Genomic DNA, 16,612 nt, shown 5'->3' with positions numbered 1-16,612 from the left:
GGTGGCCCGGCCCGCCCGATGTGGGGTGGTCAGGCCCGCCAGCGCCGGGAGGCGTGGATCACTTCGCCGACCGCGCGCGCCAGGCTCCCGTCCGCGTCGACGTGCGCCTCGTACTCGGCCGGAAGCGGCCTCGCGGCCACCTCGGGCGGTGCCTCGTACGTGTCGCTGTCGTCCAGACGATGCCTGCGCGCGGTCTTCACGAACACGACCGCCGCACCCAGCAACGCCGCCCCGAGCACGGCCGGCCACCAGACCGATTCCGCGACCGCGATGGCGAACTGGACCTGGGCCACCACGACGAACACGACCGTCAGGCCGACCACCGACCACGGGGCCGATCTGCCGTCGTGTCTGCGCTTGGCGGCACCGGTTGCCCCCATTGGCGTCACCTCCACCGATGTTGCCGTGGACATCGGCGTTTGATCGCACGGAGTTACACCGCTGAGCGTACTGGTGATTCGTTTGGTTGCTGACCGTCATCGCCGGACGGCGCCCGACCAGCGCCGAACGGCAGGTCCACCGGTGCGGGATTCACCCCGTGGTGTGATCATCGACGGGTGTCCGCACTGCACGCGGGAGACCCCGCGACCTTCGCCGCCGACGTCCTCGACGAGGGCCCCGCCGAGCTCGAGCACGAGCCGGGAGTGGCATCGAGGCGTCCCACCAAGACGTCCGCCGGCGGCGCGCTGATCCGCGACTCCACCGGGCGCGTGCTGTTCGTGGTGCCGACCTACAAGGCGGTGCTGGACATCCCCGGCGGCATGACCGAGGACGACGAGTCGCCGAAGGCGGCCGCATTGCGAGAGGTCCGCGAGGAGCTGGGTCTGGAGGTCCCGCTCGGACGGTTGCTCGTCGTGGACTGGACCCCGCGCAACGGGGTCTGGCGCGACTGCCACCAGTTCGTGTTCGACGGTGGCGTCGTGGACGGTGCGGTGGCGTGCGACCCCGAGCTGGAGGGCGTGACGTACCTGGCGCTCGACGAGGCCCGGCCGCGGATCTACCCGTCGCTGCACCGCAGGCTCACCCTCGCCGTCGCCGCACTGGCCGGCGGCACCACCCGGTACGCCGAGTTCGGGCGCGAGGTCTGATGCGGATCGTCTCGCTGCTGCCCGCCGCGACCGACGTCGTGGCCGAGCTCGGGCTCCTGGACCACCTCGTGGGCCGCACCCACGAGTGCGACTGGCCTGCCGAGGTCGCGCACGTCCCGGTCGTCACGAGCACCCTGGTCGACCAGAACGCCGTCAGCAGCCGGGAGATCAACGACACCGTCCACCACGGCTCGTCGATCTACGGCCTCGACAGCGACCTTCTGGAGGAGCTGCGGCCCGACGTGATCCTCACCCAGGACCTGTGCGACGTCTGCGCGATCTCGTACCGCACCGTCACCGAGACCGTCCGGATGATGGACGTGGGACCGAAGGTGCTGAGCCTCGAACCGTCCACGTTGGACGAGGTGCTGGACTGCCTGAAGACCGTCGGCGACGTCCTCGGCGTCGACGCCGGGGACCGGATCGCGGCGCTGCGGGAGCGCATCGACGCCGTCTCGGCGCTGACGCGGGACGTCGTCCGGCCGCGGGTGGCGGCGATCGAGTGGCTCGACCCGGTCTGGCCGGCCGGGCACTGGGTGCCGGAACAGGTCACGGCGGCCGGCGGCGTCCCGCTCCTCGCCGCACCGGGCGAGCACACCGGGCCGACGACCTGGCAGGCCGTGCACGACGCCCGTCCCGACGTGGTCCTGCTGATGCCGTGCGGCTTCCCTCCCGAGCGGACGCTGCGGGAGCTGCCGGACCAGCGCCTGCCCGAGACGTGGGTGGTGGACGGCCCGTCGTACTTCAACCGGCCCGGCCCACGGGTCGTGCGCGGCATCGAGGTCCTGGCCCACGTGCTGCACGGCGTCGGTCGGGAACCAGGCCCTGACGAGGCGATTAAGCTCGCGCCATGGACCTGAGCGCGTTCCCCCGAGTCGCACTGGGCAGCTGGCCGACCCCGCTCGACGACGCCCCGAGGCTCGCGGCCGCGCTCGGCGGCCCGCCGGTCCTGCTCAAGCGCGACGACGTCAACGGCCTCGGCGCGGGCGGCAACAAGCTGCGCAAACTGGAGTTCCTGCTCGGCCGGGCGCTGGCGGACGGCGCGGACACGATCATCACGTTCGGCGCGCTGCAGACCAACCACGGCCGCCAGACCGCGGCGGCGTGCGCGAAGCTCGGCCTGCGCTGCGAGCTGGTGCTCACCGCCAGGGTGCCGATGACGGGCGAGGCCTACGAGCGGTCCGGCAACATCGTGCTGGACCACGTGTTCGGCGCGAACGTCCACCTCTGCGCGGACGCCGAGGAGACCGCGGCGGCCTACGAGAAGGTCAACCACGACAAGGCCGTCACGCTCCCGATCGGCGGCTCGAACGGCCTGGGCGCCCTCGGCTACGTCGCCGCGGCCGTCGAGCTCGTCGGCCAGCTGCACGACCGCGGCATCGACGACGCGCTGATCGTCGTGCCGGACGGCAGCGGGGCCACGGCGGCCGGCATCGCGCTCGGCACCGAGCTGCTCGGCTGGCCCGGCAAGGTGCACGCGGCGAGCGTCTCCCACCCGGCGGCCGAGGCGTCGCAGGTGCTCCGGACGTTGTGCGCCGAGTCCGCCGCGCTCCTCGGCGTGCCGGAACCGGAGCTCGCGCACCTCACCGTCACCGACGACACCGTCGGCCCGGGCTACGGCGTGCCGACGCCGGAGATGTGGGACGTGCTGAAGCTGTTCGCCGAGACCGAGGGCGTGCTGCTGGACCCGGTCTACACGGGCAAGGCGGCCGTGAAGTTCCGCGAGATCGCCGCCACGAGCGACGTGCCCGTCGTCTTCCTCCACACGGGTGGTCTTCCCGGCTTCTACGGCTACGCGCCCGAAGCCGTGGCGCGGTTCGGCTCCGCGTGATCAGTACCCTGGTGTGGTGACCGACCTGGCCGACGACCTGAGTCTCCTGCGCGACCTCGAACGACGCCTGCTCGTCTACAAGTTCGCGATCGAGGAGCTCATGACGAAGCTCCGCATCCTCAGCGAGGAGTTCGACTCGGTCCACCGGCACGACCCCATCGAGCACATCACCAACCGGGTGAAGAAGCCCGAGGGCATCCTGGAGAAGCTGCGGCGCAAGGGTTTTCCACTCGACCTGGAGTCGATCGGCGACGTGCTGGACGACATCGCGGGCGTGCGGGTGATCTGCCCGTTCGTCTCGGACGTCTACCGGGTCTCCGCGATGCTGGCGCGCCAGCACGACGTGGAGATCCTGCACACCAAGGACTACATCGCGAACCCGAAGCCGAACGGGTACCGCAGCCTGCACCTCATCGTGCGCATCCCGGTGTTCCTGTCGGACCGGGTCGAACACGTCAAGGTCGAGGTGCAGCTGCGGACCATCGCGATGGACTTCTGGGCGACCCTGGAGCACAAGCTGTTCTACAAGTACGACGACAGCCCGCCCGCGGACTTCGTGGACGAGCTGATGTCGTCGGCGATGATCGCGGCGCAGCTGGACGACCGGATGGAGTCGTTGCACCGCCGCATCCACAGCGACGACTGAGCCGCGCTACGGCTTGGTGATCTCCAGCTGCAGCTCCGTCACCCAGTCCGCCGGGTCGCCCTGCCCGTAGTTCAGGTACACCTCCCGCGCGAACCCGTTCTGCTTGTACCCGTTGGCCTCGATCCACGCCGCGACGGCCTGGTACGTCACGTCGACGTCGTCCATCGACCCGTGGTGCACGACGGTCGCCGCCTCGGCGAGTGCGGGCAGGTCGACGATCTCGAAGTCGTACGCGGCGGAAGGCTCGACGTCGACGGTCACGCCGGCGTGCACGAGCACCTCGTCACCGGCGGCCGGTTCGTAGGTGGCGATGCCGTGGCCGCAGGGCGGGACCCCGGCGCGGCCCAGTCGCTCGAACAGCTGCGGGTAGAGCGGCTGGATCACCGGGCCGATGTCCTCGGGGCCGTAGGACGCGGCGGTGGCACTGAGCCGGGCGACCCGGACGGGGGCAACGGCCTTCACAACGATCTCGTCGGTGGGCATGGCGCCCTCCCTCTCGATGGCTCGGAGACGTGCTTCGACCCGACGCAGGCGCGACTCGTCCGCGAGGATCTGCTGGCGCAGCTCGGCCCGGCGCAACGACAGCATGCCGTGCAACTGCTCGATGGAAAGCTTTTCGTCGAGCACGACACGGACCTGGTCGAGCGTCAGGCCGAGGTCCTTCAGCGCCACCAGGCGGTTGAGCCGGTGCAGCTGGGCCGCGGTGTAGAAGCGGTAGCCGGTGGCCGGGTCGACGCGGGCGGGCGGAAGCAAGCCGACCGCGTCGTAATGGCGCAGCATCCGCACCGACACGCGACCCAGATGGGCGAAGTCTCCGATGGTGAACATGACTGCTCCTGTGTAGGGGCTGACACGGTGTCAGAGTCAAGAAATGATGGTTTGGGCAACGGGCCGGGTGGGCATCCCGGGACGTTGGCGAGAGGTGGCACATGACGTTCGCACATCCGGCGTTGTTCTACTCCGACGAGGAGTCCTACGTCGACGGGACCGTTCCGTTCGTGGTGGAGGGTCTGGCGAACGCCGAACCCGTCGCCGTGGCGGTGCCCAGCAGGAACCTGCGGCTGCTCAGGGAGTCGCTGAGCGGGTTCGCGCACCTCGTGACCTTCGTCGACATGGCGGACACCGGCCGCAACCCCGGCCGGATCATCCCCGAGCTCCGCGCGTTCGCCGACCGGCACCGCGGGGCCGTCCGGATCATCAGCGAACCGGTGTGGGACCGGCGCTCGGAGGTCGAGTACCCGGCGTGCGCGCTGCACGAGGCGTTGGTCAACTACGCCTTCAGCGGGCGCGATGTGAGCATCCTGTGCCCGTACGACACCTCGTCACTGAGTCACGATGTGTTGGCAGACGCGGAAAAAACCCACCCGGTCGTCATCGACGCGGGTGGTCACCGTCCCAGCGACCACTTCCACCCCGCACGGGTGGTCGTCGCCGCGCACTCGTTGCCGCTGGTGATCCCGGTGGACGCGGTGGGCACGTCGGTGGGTGCCGGCGCGATGGCGGCGGTGCGGGCGTTCGCACGCGAGCAGGCCGTGCAGCTCGGGCTCGCGCCGGAGCGCCTCGACGACTTCGCGCTCGCCGTGACCGAGCTCGCGACCAACAGCGTCCGGCACGGCGGGGGCGAGAGCACGGTTCGTGTGTGGACGGAAAGCGAAAGCATTGTTTGCCAAGTCAACGACAACGGCCACATCACGGATGTTCTGGCCGGACGCACCCCTGTTCACGCAAACGAACCAGGCGGTCGCGGTCTGTTGCTTGTCAACCGTTTGGCCGACCTTGTCCGCACCCAAACGACGTCGTCGGGCACTGCAATCCAGGTCAGATTCGATCTGGGTGACAAAAAGGCAACGTGATCGACATACATTTGGGCGACTTCGTTATAGCTTGAGCACGTGCACGACGAGGAAGCGACGGAAATCGGTTACACCGGGGCTCGGTTCGGATCCCCGGCGACCCGCAGATGGTTGCAGTCCGACGAGCGAGGTGACTCGTACGCGCCGGAGACGCAGCAGCTGCCCCGTCAGCAACCGTTGCGCCAACGCCCACCGGAGCCGCCCCCGGAGTGGCCGATGCCCGAAGATGAACCCCCCAGCGGCGTCCCCGCGCGGGACAGCTCGCTCATCCGTCCCTACGCCCGCACGGGCGGACGCACCGCGGCACGCCACGACCTCCGCCTCGAGACGCTGCTCTCGACGGACGAGGAGCGGCTCTACCGCGCGAACAACGACCAGGCCGCGATGATGCGGCTGTGCCTGCAGCCGCGGTCGGTCGCCGAGATCTCGGCGCTGATGAAGATCCCGCTCGGCGTCACGCGGGTGCTGCTGAGCGACCTGATCACGTTGAACCTGGTCGCGGTGCACGAGCCGGGCGACAAGCCGAACATGGCTCTGCTCGAACGCGTCCTGTCGGGGCTGCGCCGGTTGTAGCCACCCGTTCGCCGACCTGCGGGAGCAGCGGGGATCGCCGATAATTCCACCGTGGCGAACCCCAGCGACGAGACCCCGAGCGCGCCGGTCACCGAACCGATCCCGGCGGGGCGGCCGAGCGCACCGCCGGCGACCGTTCCCCCGTCGTCGCCTCCCCCGGCCGCGCCGAAGTCGATGCGGCCGACCAGGATCAGCGGGACGTGGGTCGCCGTGCTGGTGGCGATCGTCGTGCTGACCTTCCTGCTGGTCTTCATCCTGCAGAACGGCGACAACGCGACGATCCGGTTCCTGTGGGGCGAGTTCAGCCTGCCGCTCGGCGTGTCGCTGCTGTTCGCGGCGATCGGCGGCGCGCTGCTGGTCGCCGTCGTCGGTGCCGCCCGGATCCTGCAGCTGCGCCGTCAGGCCAAGCGGCTCACCGGTCGTCCCGCGACCTCATCACCAGCTCGACGCGAGAGCTGATCCCGAGCTTGCGGAAGATCTTGCGCAGGTGGAAGTTCACCGTGTGCGGTGACATGAAGAGCTGCGTGGAGATCTGCCGGTTCGTCTGACCCTTGGCGACGAGGTTCGCGATAGCCCGTTCGGTGTCGTCCAAACTGGACCATCCGGACGCAGGGCGCGCGGGCTCGGCCCGGCGGCGCCGTCCCAGCTTGCGCAGCCGTCCCAGCACGCGGGCGCTGTCGCGGGACGCGCCGATCTCCCGGTACAGCCCGAGCGCGCTCTCCAGCGACCTCACCGACGCGGCGCGGTCGTCCAGCAGCACGCCGAGGTCCTCGGCCGCGTTGGCCTGCGCCCACAGGTCGCCGTGCTGCTGCGCGGCGAGCTCCACCACCGACGGGTCGTTGTCGACCAGGCCGCGGGCGTGCAGCGCGGCCGCGGCCACGGCGCGGAACCCGGGGTTCTCCGCGGCGAGCTGCTCCACCCGGTCGACGACGGACTTGGCGAGCCCCTCGTCCCCGGCCTCCATCGCGCGACGCACGAACCACCCGGCGGCACGGGGTTCCTCGGCGAAGAGCCCCGACGACACCAGTTCCGGGTACTCGTCGGCGAGCAGTCCCAGCGCCCTGTCGAGCCCGGAGCCCACGTAGGTGACCAGCACGTCGGTCCACTGGTAGTAGGCGCGGGAGAACATGATCCCGTCGGCGGGAACGCTCTCGCGGTAGCGCTCGACGTGCTCGACGGCGGCGGGCAGGTCGCCGGTGTGGATCGCGACCATCGCGAGCACGGCCAGCGCCGGCGCGACCAGTGCCGCGTGCCCGGTCTCCTCCGCCGTGGTCAGCGCGGTGCGCGCCTCGACGGCCGCTTCCTCGATCCGCCCTGCCTGCAACAGGACCCGCGCCTGCACGACCGCGGTCATGATCCCCTTGGTGACCACGGCGGACGGCCCGCTGCGCGCCCGCCGCAGCACGCTGTGGGCCTCGGCGAACTCGCGCAGCCCGGAGAACACCGTCGCGAGCAGCAGCTGCGGGTACGCGCAGAGGTCGTGCGACGTCACGGACTGCGCCGCCTCGCGGGCCAGTTCCAGCGCGACGCCCGGCTGTCCGGTGTCACGCGCGATCGCGGCGAGCACCGCCAGCGCCGTCGCCAGCACGTCGTCCGGCGATCCCTGGTGGCCGCGCACGACGCTCTCGGCCAGCTCCTCCGCGCGGCCGCGGTCGTGGCCGAGCAGCGCCATCATGCGGGTGATCTCCACCCACGGCACCAGCTCCGGCATCAGCCCCGGCTCGACGAGCAACGCCTCGGAGGTCTCGGCCGACTCCGTGTGCCGCGCGGTCAGCAACGTCGTCATGGCGACGCAGTGCCGCAGCTTCGCGGCGGACCCGAAGGACACCTGCCGCGACATCGCGTCCTCGGCGAGCGCCTGCGCGGCGGCGAGCTTGCCGGCCGCGATCAGCGCGCGGACCGCGATCACCGTGCGGCGCAACAACGACGGGGAGGACTGGTCGGTCAGTTCCAGCGCCCGCACCGCGAGCTCGGCGGCGGCGTCGGGCGCGGTGAGCAGCACGGCCTTCGCGGCGACGACCAGACCGTCGATCGACCGCGCGTCACCGCGCTGGGCGCCGTGCAGCAGGTGCCTGGCCGCCGCGACGGCGGAGTCGCCGCGTCCCAGCAGCATCTCGCCCGCCTCGCGGTGCAGGGCGCGGCGCACGGGCGGCGGCACGGAGTCGGCGACCAGGCGCCACACCAGCTCGTGCCGGAACGCCAGCCTGTCCTCCAGCGACGTCACGACACCGGCGGAGATGACCTCGTCCAGCGCGGGCAACAGGATCGCGGTGCTGGACGCCAGCATCTCCGCGACGTCGGCGGGTTCGAAGCGCGGCCCGAGCACGGACGCGACCTGCAGGAGGTGCCTCGCCTTGCCCCCCAACGCACTGACGCGTTCCCGCAGCAGCGCCTCGGTGCGCATCGGCACGCGGTCGGTGCGCAGTGAGGCGTTCCCGCCGATGACGGCGACCTGGCCGTCCTCGCGCAGGGCGTGCAGCAGGCCGGTCAGCGCCGCCGGGTTGCCCTGCGCGGTCGACGCCAGCGCCCGCAGGTCCTGGTCGGGGTCGCCGCCGGTGAGGTCGGTGACCAGGTCGGCGATCACGTTGTCCGGCAACGGTCGCAGCTCGATCCGCACGGCACCGCGAGCGAGCGCGGCGGCGACCAGGCGGTCGGCGGCCTCGCCGCGGCGGCGCGCGAGCAGCCAGACGACCTTCTCGTGGGTGGAGGCGGGCAACAGGGACCGCAGTGCCGCCAGCGTTCCCGGCTCGGCCAGGTGGAGGTCGTCGAGGACCACCAGGGTGGGGCCGTCCGGCCGGCGTTCCGCCAGTCGTGCCAGCAGGAACGGCTGGTCCAGCTCGTCCTGCGCGGTGGCGACCTCGAAGCCGCGGCGCGCGGCCAGTGCGGCCACCTCCGCCAGCAGCCGGGTCTTGCCCGTTCCCGCCGCGCCGTCGACGAGCACCACGCCGGTACCCGCGTCCAGCACGCCGTTCAGGAGCTCCCGTTCTCCCTCGCGGCCGCGGAACACCCCGTCACGATTCCCCGACACCCATTTTCCTTTCGCTCCGCGGCGGCGGAGAACAAGATCTGCATTACCACGCCGACCCGCACCGCGACCAGCCCCGGGGCAGCACCCCTGGGCCGTTGGGATGATCACACCAGGGCACCGTCCAGCTGCCGCTACCCATTCGAGTAGTTGCCCGCGGGATCATACGTGCAGCACTCCTGTTGAGACGCCCGTAGCGCAGGAAGCTTTACCTGGGCAAGTGGACCGGTTTCTCCTAGCATCAATTCCGCTGATCCTTTCGGCCACGGATTGTGGAGAGATCTTGGAAAACCGGCGAAAAGCGTGGTGTGCCGGAATCAGCGAACAGGTGACGCCGGGCACCACCACCGTCGTGGAGGGTGCTCCCGGCACGGGCAGGACCGCGGTGCTCGACGACCTCGCCGCACACTGGGACGGGCACGTCGTGCGGGCCCGCTGCAGCGCCCTGGACGGCGACCTGCCGTTCGGGGTGGTGGCGCAGCTCTTCGACCTGGTGGACCCGGATCTCGTGCCCGCGGAGGCCGTGAGCGCGCTGCACCTCACCGCACCGGCCGCCGACTTCGCCGTGCTGCACGGGGTCTACCGGCTGGCGGCGGCGCTGGCCGGCCGGCGGCGCCTGCTCGTCCTGGTCGACGACGTCCACTGGGCCGACGCCGCGTCGTTGCGCTGGCTCGCCTACCTGGCGTTGCGGGTCCAGCGGCTGCCGATCGCGCTCGTGCTGACCGCGGGCGCCGGTGAGCGCTTCGACGACCCGTCGCACGCGGAGATCCTGGCCGTGTGCCACCGGGTCGTGCTGGACGAGCTGTCCCCGGACGCCGTCACCGCGCTGCTCTCGCCGCTGGGCACGCCCTCGCCCGAGTTCACCGCCGCGTGCGTGGCCGCGACGGGCGGGAACCCGTTGGCGTTGACCCGGTTGGTCTCGGCGCTGGCGGAGGACGACGTGCCGCCGACCGCGGAGTCGGCGTGGCGGGTCGCGCAGCGGGGTGCCGAGGTGCTGGGCGAGATCACGGCGGCCCGGCTGCGCCGCCGTCCCGCCGCCGTCGCGACCGTCGCGCACTGCCTCGCGGCGCTCGGCCCGTCACCGCACCCCGGCGTGCTGGCCGACCTGACCCGGCTGGGCCCTCTGGAACTGGCGGAGGCCGTGCGGACCGTCGAACTGCTCGGCGTCGTCGGCGCCGCGGTGCTCGACGACATGCCCGCACCGGCACGGGCCGACCTGCACCTCCGCGCGGCGCGGTCGTTGCGCGCGCACGGCGCACCGGACCGGGCGGTGGCCGACCACCTGCTGGAGACGTCGCCGGGACTGGAGCCGTGGGCGGGTGAGGTGCTCGACCGGACGGCGCAGGAGGCGGTGAACCAGGGCGACACGGCCGGTGCGGCGCGGTTGCTGTGGCGGGCGTTGCGCGAACCGGTGGCGAACCCGTCCCGCGCCCTTCGGTTGCTGGGGATCGCGGAGCTGGTCGGCAACCTGCCCGGTGCGACGGCGCGGTTGCGCGAGGCGTTCCAGTCCGATGTGGACGACGCGGAGACGGCCGTGGCGCTGTCCTACGCCCTGCACGCCGAGGGGAACGCGGCCGAGCTGGCGGCGGTGCTGTCGGACGGTTCGCCGTGGGCGCGGGCACATCTGGCGGTGCACGGGCTGGCGTGGCAGGAAGCGGTGCCGTCGTCGGTGCCGCTCGACACGCCCGCCGGAGTGCTGCACCACGTGATGGTCGGGGACATCACCGCCGCCGAGGCCGTGGCACGGGTGTCGGCCGATGACGTGCTGTCGTCGCTGACGTCCGCGATGACGCTGAACCTCGCGGACTCGCTGGACGAAGCACTCACCGTGCTCGACGACGTGGACCGCGCACAGGCTCCGGCACTGCGGGCACTGACGTACGTGATGCGCGCGAACGTCCAGCGCCGCAAGGGAGATCTCGTCTCGGCCCGCGCCGACCTCGAACTGGCGGAGGACCACCTGCGGCAGGACCGGCGCTGGCACGCGGTCTCGGCGTGGCACGCCGCGCTGCTCGCCGACATCCTGCTCGAGGAGGGCCGGCTGGACGAGGCCGAGGCGGTGATCGCGGAGTCCTCGACCGACGGGGCGCGGCGGGTGTGGCAGTACGGCGGGCTGCTGACCGTGCGCGGACGCTTGCTGACGGCGCGGGGCGACGATCACGAGGCGCTGGAGGCGTTCCTGGCCGCCGGACGGCACTGCGCGGCGTGGCCGTACCGCAATCCCGCACCGCTGGCGTGGCGCTCGGGTGCGGCGCTGGCGTACGCGTCGATCGGCGACTCGGAACGGGCGCGCGAGCTCGCGGCAGAGGAGGTCGCGCTGGCGCGTGCCTGGGGTGCGCCCCGCGCGTTGGGCATGGCGTTGCGCGCGGAGGGCCGGGTCACGGCGGGGGCGGCCGGCCGGGCGTTGCTGGAGGAAGCCGTGCGGGTGCTGCGGAACTCCCCCGCCCGTCTGGAACTGGCGCGGGCGCTCGTCGACCTCGGCGTCGTGGTGCGGCGCCAGGGCGACACCGCCGGTGCGCGCGCCTGCCTGCGTGACGCGGTGGACCTGGCGCAGAAGTGCGGCTCCACCGCGATGGCCGCGCGGGCCTACTCCGAACTGGTGGCGACGAGCGCCGGACCCCGGCGGAGGCGCCAGACCGGTCCCACCGCGCTGACCCCCGCCGAGCACCAGGTGGCGGAGCTGGCCGCCCGCGGCCGCAGCGACGAGGAGATCGCGTCGATGCTGCTCGTCCCGGCGGACGCGGTCGAGGCGGCGTTGTCGGGGATCTACCGCAAGCTCGGCGTCGGCGGCCGCGCGCAGCTGTCGAATGCCCTGTTCGTGGACTAGTTCTGACCCGTTCGGCCGATGATCGGGCTACGACGTTCGGCTTATCTTCTGGCCATGGCGAGCGAGTTCCAGAGACACAAGGTGGCCCCGGTCTTCGAGGCGATGGACGCCAACGGCGACGGCTACCTCGCCGAGGACGACTTCGAGGCGCTGACCGCGCGCTGGGTGGAGCTGCGCGGCGGCGACGAGGCGATGCTGTCGCAGGTGATGATGGGCTGGTGGGAGGCGCTGCGGTCGGCGGCGGGCAGGGACAGGGTGTCGCTGGACGACGTCCTGGGCGTGGTCGACGTGCTGCCGGACAGCCCCGAGGCGGTCTTCGGCACGGCCGACGCGATGTTCACCGCGGTGGACGCGAACCACGACGACTACGTCTCGCAGGACGAGTACCGCGCGATGATCCGCGCGTGGCTCGGCCACGACGGCCCGGTCGACTTCGCGAGGCTCGACCTCGACGGCGACGGCAGGCTGTCGCGCCACGAGTTCGTCCAGCTGTGGATGGAGTTCTGGGCGGGCGACGACGCCGGGGCGCCCGGCTCCTACGCCTTCGGGCCGGTCTGACGCACGACGGCGAGCCGGCCGGAGCGCACCTCGCCGTCCTGGTGCCACGAGCCGGTGACCACGCCCGCCGCACCACTGGCCGGACGATCGGGGACCACCCGCCGTTCCAGGTCGATCACGACGGACTCCGGTGTGAGCTCCACCGGGAGCAGCAGCGCACCCCGTGCCTCCGCCGCGGAGGTCCCGGCACGACCGGCGGGGTCGGAGATCCCGTTGCGGGCGACCAGGTCCAGCAGCGCCGCGACCCACACCGGGTCGCTCACCGCGTCGTAGATCCAGCGCCGGCCGAGCACGCTGTGCTCGGCCGTCACGACGAGCGCACCGCCGGGCAGCGGCGCGGGCCGGTAGGTCAACGGCACCTGGTAGACGGCGTCACCGTTGCGGAGCAAGTGCGTCTCCACGCCGACGACACCCGCCGGGTCCTCGAAGCGGAAGAACCCGGCCGGGCGCACCGGACCCGATCCCTCGTACCACGGCTGCTCCGCGAGCCACGCGGGCAGGAAGTCGCGGAAGTGCGGTGTCAGCGTGGCTCCGGCGTGAATCTTCCCCATGCCGAGGAGGCTACGCGCGGACGCGGCGGCGCGGGGCTCGGATCAGACGCCGTCCTCCAGGTCGCCCTCGGTCTCCAGGTACGCCGACCGCAGGGCGTCCAGAGTGGACTCTTCGGGGTGCTCCCACATCTTGCGCTCGGCCGCCTCCAGCAGGCGCTCGGCGATGCCGTGCAACGCCCACGGGTTGGAGGTCTGCAAGAACTTGCGGGTCTCCGGGTCGAGCACATAGGTCTCGGTGAGCTTCTCGTACATCCAGTCGGCGACGACACCGGTCGTGGCGTCGTAGCCGAACAGGTACTCGACCGTGGCCTGCAGCTCGAACGCGCCCTTGTAGCCGTGGTTGCGCATCGCCCCGACCCAGCGCGGGTTCACCACGCGGGCGCGGAAGATCCGCGAGGTCTCCTCGGTGAGGGTGCGGGTCCTGACCGCCTCCGGCCGGGTGCTGTCGCCGACGTACGCGGCGGGTGCCTTGCCCGTCAGCGCCTTCACCATCGTGACCATGCCGCCGTGGTACTGGAAGTAGTCGTCCGAGTCGGCGATGTCGTGCTCGCGGGTGTCGATGTTCTTGGCCGCCACCGCGATCCGCCGGTACGCCGACTCCATGTCCACCCGCGCCTCGACGCCGTCGACGCCGCGGCCGTACGCGTAGCCGCCCCACACCGCGTACACCTCGGCGATGTCGGACGAGTCGCGCCAGTTGCGGCTGTCGATCAACGGCAGCACGCCCGCGCCGTACGCGCCCGGCTTGGATCCGAAGATCCGCAACGTGGCCCGGCGCTCGTCGCCGTGCTCTTCCAGGTCCCTGAGCATGTGCGCCCGCACGAAGTTCTGCTCCGCGGGCTCGTCGAGCGCCGCCACCAGCTGCACCGCGTCGTCCAAAAGGGACACCACGTGCGGGAAGGCGTCACGGAAGAACCCGGAGATCCGGACCGTGACGTCGACGCGCGGCCGGTCCAGCTCCTCCAGGCCGATGACCTCCAGCCCGGTGACGCGCCGGGACTGGTCGTCCCACACCGGCCGCACGCCCATCAGCGCGAACACCTCGGCGATGTCGTCGCCGGCCGTGCGCATCGCGGACGTGCCCCAGACCGAGAGCCCCACCGAGGGCGGCCACTCGCCGTCGTTCTCGGACCGGTAGCGCTCCAGCAGCGAGTCGGCCATCGCCTGGCCGGTCTCCCACGCGAGGCGCGACGGGATGGCCTTCGGGTCGACCGAGTAGAAGTTGCGGCCGGTCGGCAGCACGTTCACCAGGCCCCGCAACGGAGAACCGGACGGGCCGGCCGGGATGTAGCCGCCGTCCAACGCGTGCAGGACGTTCGTCATCTCGTCCGTCGTGCGCGCCAGCCGGGGCACCACCTCGACGGCCGCGAACTCCAGGATCTTCTGCACGTCGGTCGACTCGTGCAGACCCGCTGCGGCCTCACGGTCCCAGCCCGCGTCCTCCATCGCCTGGACGAGAGCGCGCGCTTCCTCCTCGATCGCGTCGACGTCCTCACGCGCGGTGGTCGTGAGACCGAGCGCCTCGCGCAGACCGGGCAGCGCGGCGACCTGACCGCCCCACATCTGCCGTGCCTGCAACATCGCGAGCACGAGGTTGACGCGCACGGAACCGGTCGGCGCCTCGCCGAGGATGTGCAGCCCGTCGCGGATCTGGACGTCCTTGACCTCGCACAGCCAGCCGTCGACGTGCAGGATGAACTCGTCGAACTCGGCGTCGTGCGGCCGGTCGTCGAGCCCCAGGTCGTGGTCGAGCTTCGCGGCCTTGATCAGCGTCCAGATCTGCGCGCGGATCGCCGGCACCTTGGCCGGGTCCATCGCGGAGATGTTCCCGTACTCGTCGAGCAGCTGCTCCAGGCGCGCGATGTCGCCGTAGCTGTCGGCGCGGGCCATCGGCGGCACGAGGTGGTCGACCAGCGTGGCGTGGGCGCGGCGCTTGGCCTGCGTGCCCTCACCGGGGTCGTTGACCAGGAACGGGTAGATCAGCGGCAGGTCGCCGAGCGCCGCGTCCGTGCCGCAGGACGCCGACATGCCGACGGTCTTGCCCGGCAGCCACTCCAGGTTGCCGTGCTTGCCGACGTGCACGACCGCGTCGGCGCCGAACGACGACTCGATCCACCGGTAGGCCGCGAGGTAGTGGTGCGACGGCGGCAGGTCGGGGTCGTGGTAGATCGCGATCGGGTTCTCGCCGAACCCGCGCGGCGGCTGGACGACCACGGTGACGTTGCCGGACCGCAGCGCGGCCAGCACGATCTCGCCGTCCTTCGACTTGCTGCGGTCGACGAACAGCTCGCCGGGCGCCTCGCCCCAGTGCTGTTCCATCGACTCGCGGAAGTCGTCGGGCAGCGTGTCGTAGAACTCCCGGTAGTCGGCCGCGGCGATGCGGATCGGGTTGCTCTCGAACTGCTCCTGCGTGAGCCAGTCGGCGTCCTGGCCACCGGCGGCGATCAGGGCGTGGATCAGCTTGTCGCCGTCGAGCTCGTCGACACCCGGCAGCGCGTCGCCGATGTCGTAGCCGTGCTCCCGCATGGCCTTGAGCAGCCGGACCGTGGAGGCCGGGGTGTCGAGACCGACGGCGTTGCCGATGCGCGAGTGCTTGGTCGGGTACGCGGACAGCATCACGACGACCTTGCGGTCGGCGACGGGGATGTGCCGCAGGCGGCCGTGCCGGATCGCGATGCCCGCGACGCGCAGCGCCCGTTCCGGGTCGGCGACGTAGACGGTGAGGCCGTCGGAGTCGATCTCCTTGAAGGAGAACGGGACCGTGATGATCCGGCCGTCGAACTCCGGGATCGCGACCTGGGTCGCGGTGTCCAAAGGAGACAGTCCGTCGTCGTTGGAGTCCCACGACTCACGGCTCGACGTGAGGCACAACCCCTGCAGGATCGGCACGTCCAGCGCCGCGAGCGCGCCGACGTCCCACGCGTCGTCGTCACCACCGGCGCTCGCCTTGGCCGGGTTGGTGCCGCCGGCCGCGAGGACCGTGACGATCAACGCGTCGGCCGCGCGGAGCGTGTCGAGCAGCTCGGGCTCGGCAGTGCGCAGCGAGGAGCAGTAGACCGGCAGCGCCTTGCCGCCCTTCTCCTCGATCGCGTCGCACAAGGCGTGCACGAACGCCGTGTTCCCGGCCACGTGGTGGGCGCGGTAGTAGAGCACCGCGACCGTCGGGCCCTGCGCCGCGGACGGCTCGCGCTCCAGGACGCCCCAGGTGGGCGTGGCCTTCGGTCGTTCGAACCCGTGGCCGGTCAGCAGGATCGTGTCGGAGAGGAACTTGTGCAGCTCCGTGAGGTTCGCCGGCCCGCCGTGGGCGAGGTAGAGGTGGGCCTCCGCGCAGACGCCGCCGGGCACCGTCGACAGCTCCATGAGCGCCGCGTCGGGCTGCATCTCACCGCCGAGCACGACCACCGGCAGACCGCTCGCGAGCAGCCAGTCGAGCCCTTCCTCCCACATCCGGCGGCCGCCGAGGATGCGCACGAGGACGAGGCCGACGCCGTCGACCAGGGCGGGCAGGTCGTCGGCGGTGAGCCGCGCGGGGTTGCCGAGCCGGTACTCGGCGCCGCTCGCGCGGGCCGACAGCAGGTCGGTGTCGGAGGTCGACAGCAGCAGGATCACGCAGGCTCCATCCCTCGTGGGGTCCTCGCCCCAGGTTGCGGGTCGCGGCGA

Annotated in this window: 14 protein-coding genes; 9 read left to right on the top strand and 5 right to left on the bottom strand. The window is 71.7% G+C overall.

Features of this window, described 5'->3' with window-relative positions; translation table 11 throughout:
* Positions 1-29: 29 nt before the first annotated feature.
* On the bottom strand, positions 30-380 hold the full coding sequence (locus tag ACFWV3_RS23625; protein ID WP_382413721.1) for a hypothetical protein: 351 nt from the start codon (positions 378-380) through the stop codon (positions 30-32).
* A 177-nt stretch (positions 381-557) separates the two neighbouring features.
* On the opposite strand from ACFWV3_RS23625, the gene ACFWV3_RS23620 reads away from it, so the two are divergent.
* From ACFWV3_RS23620 to ACFWV3_RS23605, 4 genes are read left to right on the top strand one after another with little or no spacing between them, the layout of a single operon-like run.
* On the top strand, positions 558-1,088 hold the full coding sequence (locus ACFWV3_RS23620) for an NUDIX domain-containing protein (protein WP_382413719.1): 531 nt from the start codon (positions 558-560) through the stop codon (positions 1,086-1,088).
* Positions 1,088-1,948 carry a cobalamin-binding protein gene (locus tag ACFWV3_RS23615; RefSeq protein WP_382413717.1) on the top strand — a complete coding sequence of 287 codons (861 nt, stop codon included), beginning with the start codon at positions 1,088-1,090 and terminating at the stop codon, positions 1,946-1,948. The genes ACFWV3_RS23620 and ACFWV3_RS23615 overlap by 1 nt, the downstream gene beginning before the upstream one ends.
* A complete protein-coding gene (locus ACFWV3_RS23610; protein ID WP_382413716.1) occupies positions 1,939-2,919 on the top strand; it encodes a D-cysteine desulfhydrase family protein in 981 nt (326 codons plus the stop codon). Before ACFWV3_RS23615 ends, ACFWV3_RS23610 begins: the two co-directional genes overlap by 10 nt.
* Before the next feature lie 16 nt (positions 2,920-2,935).
* Entirely contained in the window at positions 2,936-3,565 is a 630-nt protein-coding gene (locus ACFWV3_RS23605) for a GTP pyrophosphokinase family protein (RefSeq protein WP_382413714.1), read from the top strand.
* A 6-nt stretch (positions 3,566-3,571) separates the two neighbouring features.
* On the opposite strand, the gene ACFWV3_RS23600 is transcribed toward ACFWV3_RS23605, so the two are convergent.
* Entirely contained in the window at positions 3,572-4,393 is an 822-nt protein-coding gene (locus tag ACFWV3_RS23600) for a MerR family transcriptional regulator (RefSeq protein ID WP_382413713.1), read from the bottom strand.
* 101 nt (positions 4,394-4,494) lie between these two features.
* On the opposite strand from ACFWV3_RS23600, the gene ACFWV3_RS23595 reads away from it, so the two are divergent.
* From ACFWV3_RS23595 to ACFWV3_RS23585, 3 genes are all read left to right on the top strand, one after another.
* Positions 4,495-5,418 (top strand): anti-sigma factor RsbA family regulatory protein, encoded by a 924-nt coding sequence (locus ACFWV3_RS23595; protein ID WP_382413711.1) that lies wholly within the window; start codon positions 4,495-4,497, stop codon positions 5,416-5,418.
* 216 nt (positions 5,419-5,634) lie between these two features.
* Positions 5,635-5,991 (top strand): DUF742 domain-containing protein, encoded by a 357-nt coding sequence (locus ACFWV3_RS23590; RefSeq protein ID WP_382413709.1) that lies wholly within the window; start codon positions 5,635-5,637, stop codon positions 5,989-5,991.
* A 51-nt stretch (positions 5,992-6,042) separates the two neighbouring features.
* Positions 6,043-6,450 (top strand): lipopolysaccharide assembly LapA domain-containing protein, encoded by a 408-nt coding sequence (locus tag ACFWV3_RS23585; RefSeq protein ID WP_382413707.1) that lies wholly within the window; start codon positions 6,043-6,045, stop codon positions 6,448-6,450.
* Here ACFWV3_RS23585 and ACFWV3_RS23580 read toward each other — a convergent pair.
* Positions 6,404-9,019, bottom strand: coding sequence for a LuxR C-terminal-related transcriptional regulator (locus tag ACFWV3_RS23580; protein WP_382413706.1), 2,616 nt, complete (start codon positions 9,017-9,019; stop codon positions 6,404-6,406). The two genes, ACFWV3_RS23585 and ACFWV3_RS23580, sit on opposite strands and share 47 nt — an antisense overlap.
* Before the next feature lie 325 nt (positions 9,020-9,344).
* Here ACFWV3_RS23580 and ACFWV3_RS23575 point away from each other — a divergent pair, with 325 nt between their 5' ends.
* Complete coding sequence (locus ACFWV3_RS23575; RefSeq protein ID WP_382413705.1) at positions 9,345-11,843, top strand: AAA family ATPase; 2,499 nt, start codon at positions 9,345-9,347, stop codon at positions 11,841-11,843.
* A gap of 54 nt (positions 11,844-11,897) precedes the next feature.
* The gene (locus ACFWV3_RS23570) at positions 11,898-12,401 is read left to right on the top strand and encodes an EF-hand domain-containing protein (RefSeq protein WP_382413704.1); all 504 of its coding nucleotides are present in this window, start codon (positions 11,898-11,900) and stop codon (positions 12,399-12,401) included.
* Here ACFWV3_RS23570 and ACFWV3_RS23565 read toward each other — a convergent pair.
* Together ACFWV3_RS23565 and cobN are read right to left on the bottom strand one after the other, a co-directional pair.
* Positions 12,380-12,952 (bottom strand): hypothetical protein, encoded by a 573-nt coding sequence (locus ACFWV3_RS23565; protein ID WP_382413703.1) that lies wholly within the window; start codon positions 12,950-12,952, stop codon positions 12,380-12,382. The two genes, ACFWV3_RS23570 and ACFWV3_RS23565, sit on opposite strands and share 22 nt — an antisense overlap.
* A gap of 42 nt (positions 12,953-12,994) precedes the next feature.
* Positions 12,995-16,561 carry a cobaltochelatase subunit CobN gene (gene cobN / locus ACFWV3_RS23560; RefSeq protein WP_382413701.1) on the bottom strand — a complete coding sequence of 1,189 codons (3,567 nt, stop codon included), beginning with the start codon at positions 16,559-16,561 and terminating at the stop codon, positions 12,995-12,997.
* Positions 16,562-16,612: the final 51 nt, after the last annotated feature.

Origin of the sequence: Lentzea sp. NPDC059081, assembly GCF_042738015.1 — a bacterium.
GTDB lineage: Bacteria > Actinomycetota > Actinomycetes > Mycobacteriales > Pseudonocardiaceae > Lentzea.
The sequence above is the reverse complement of the archived record's forward strand: the minus strand, read 5'-3'. Positions and strand labels throughout refer to the sequence as shown.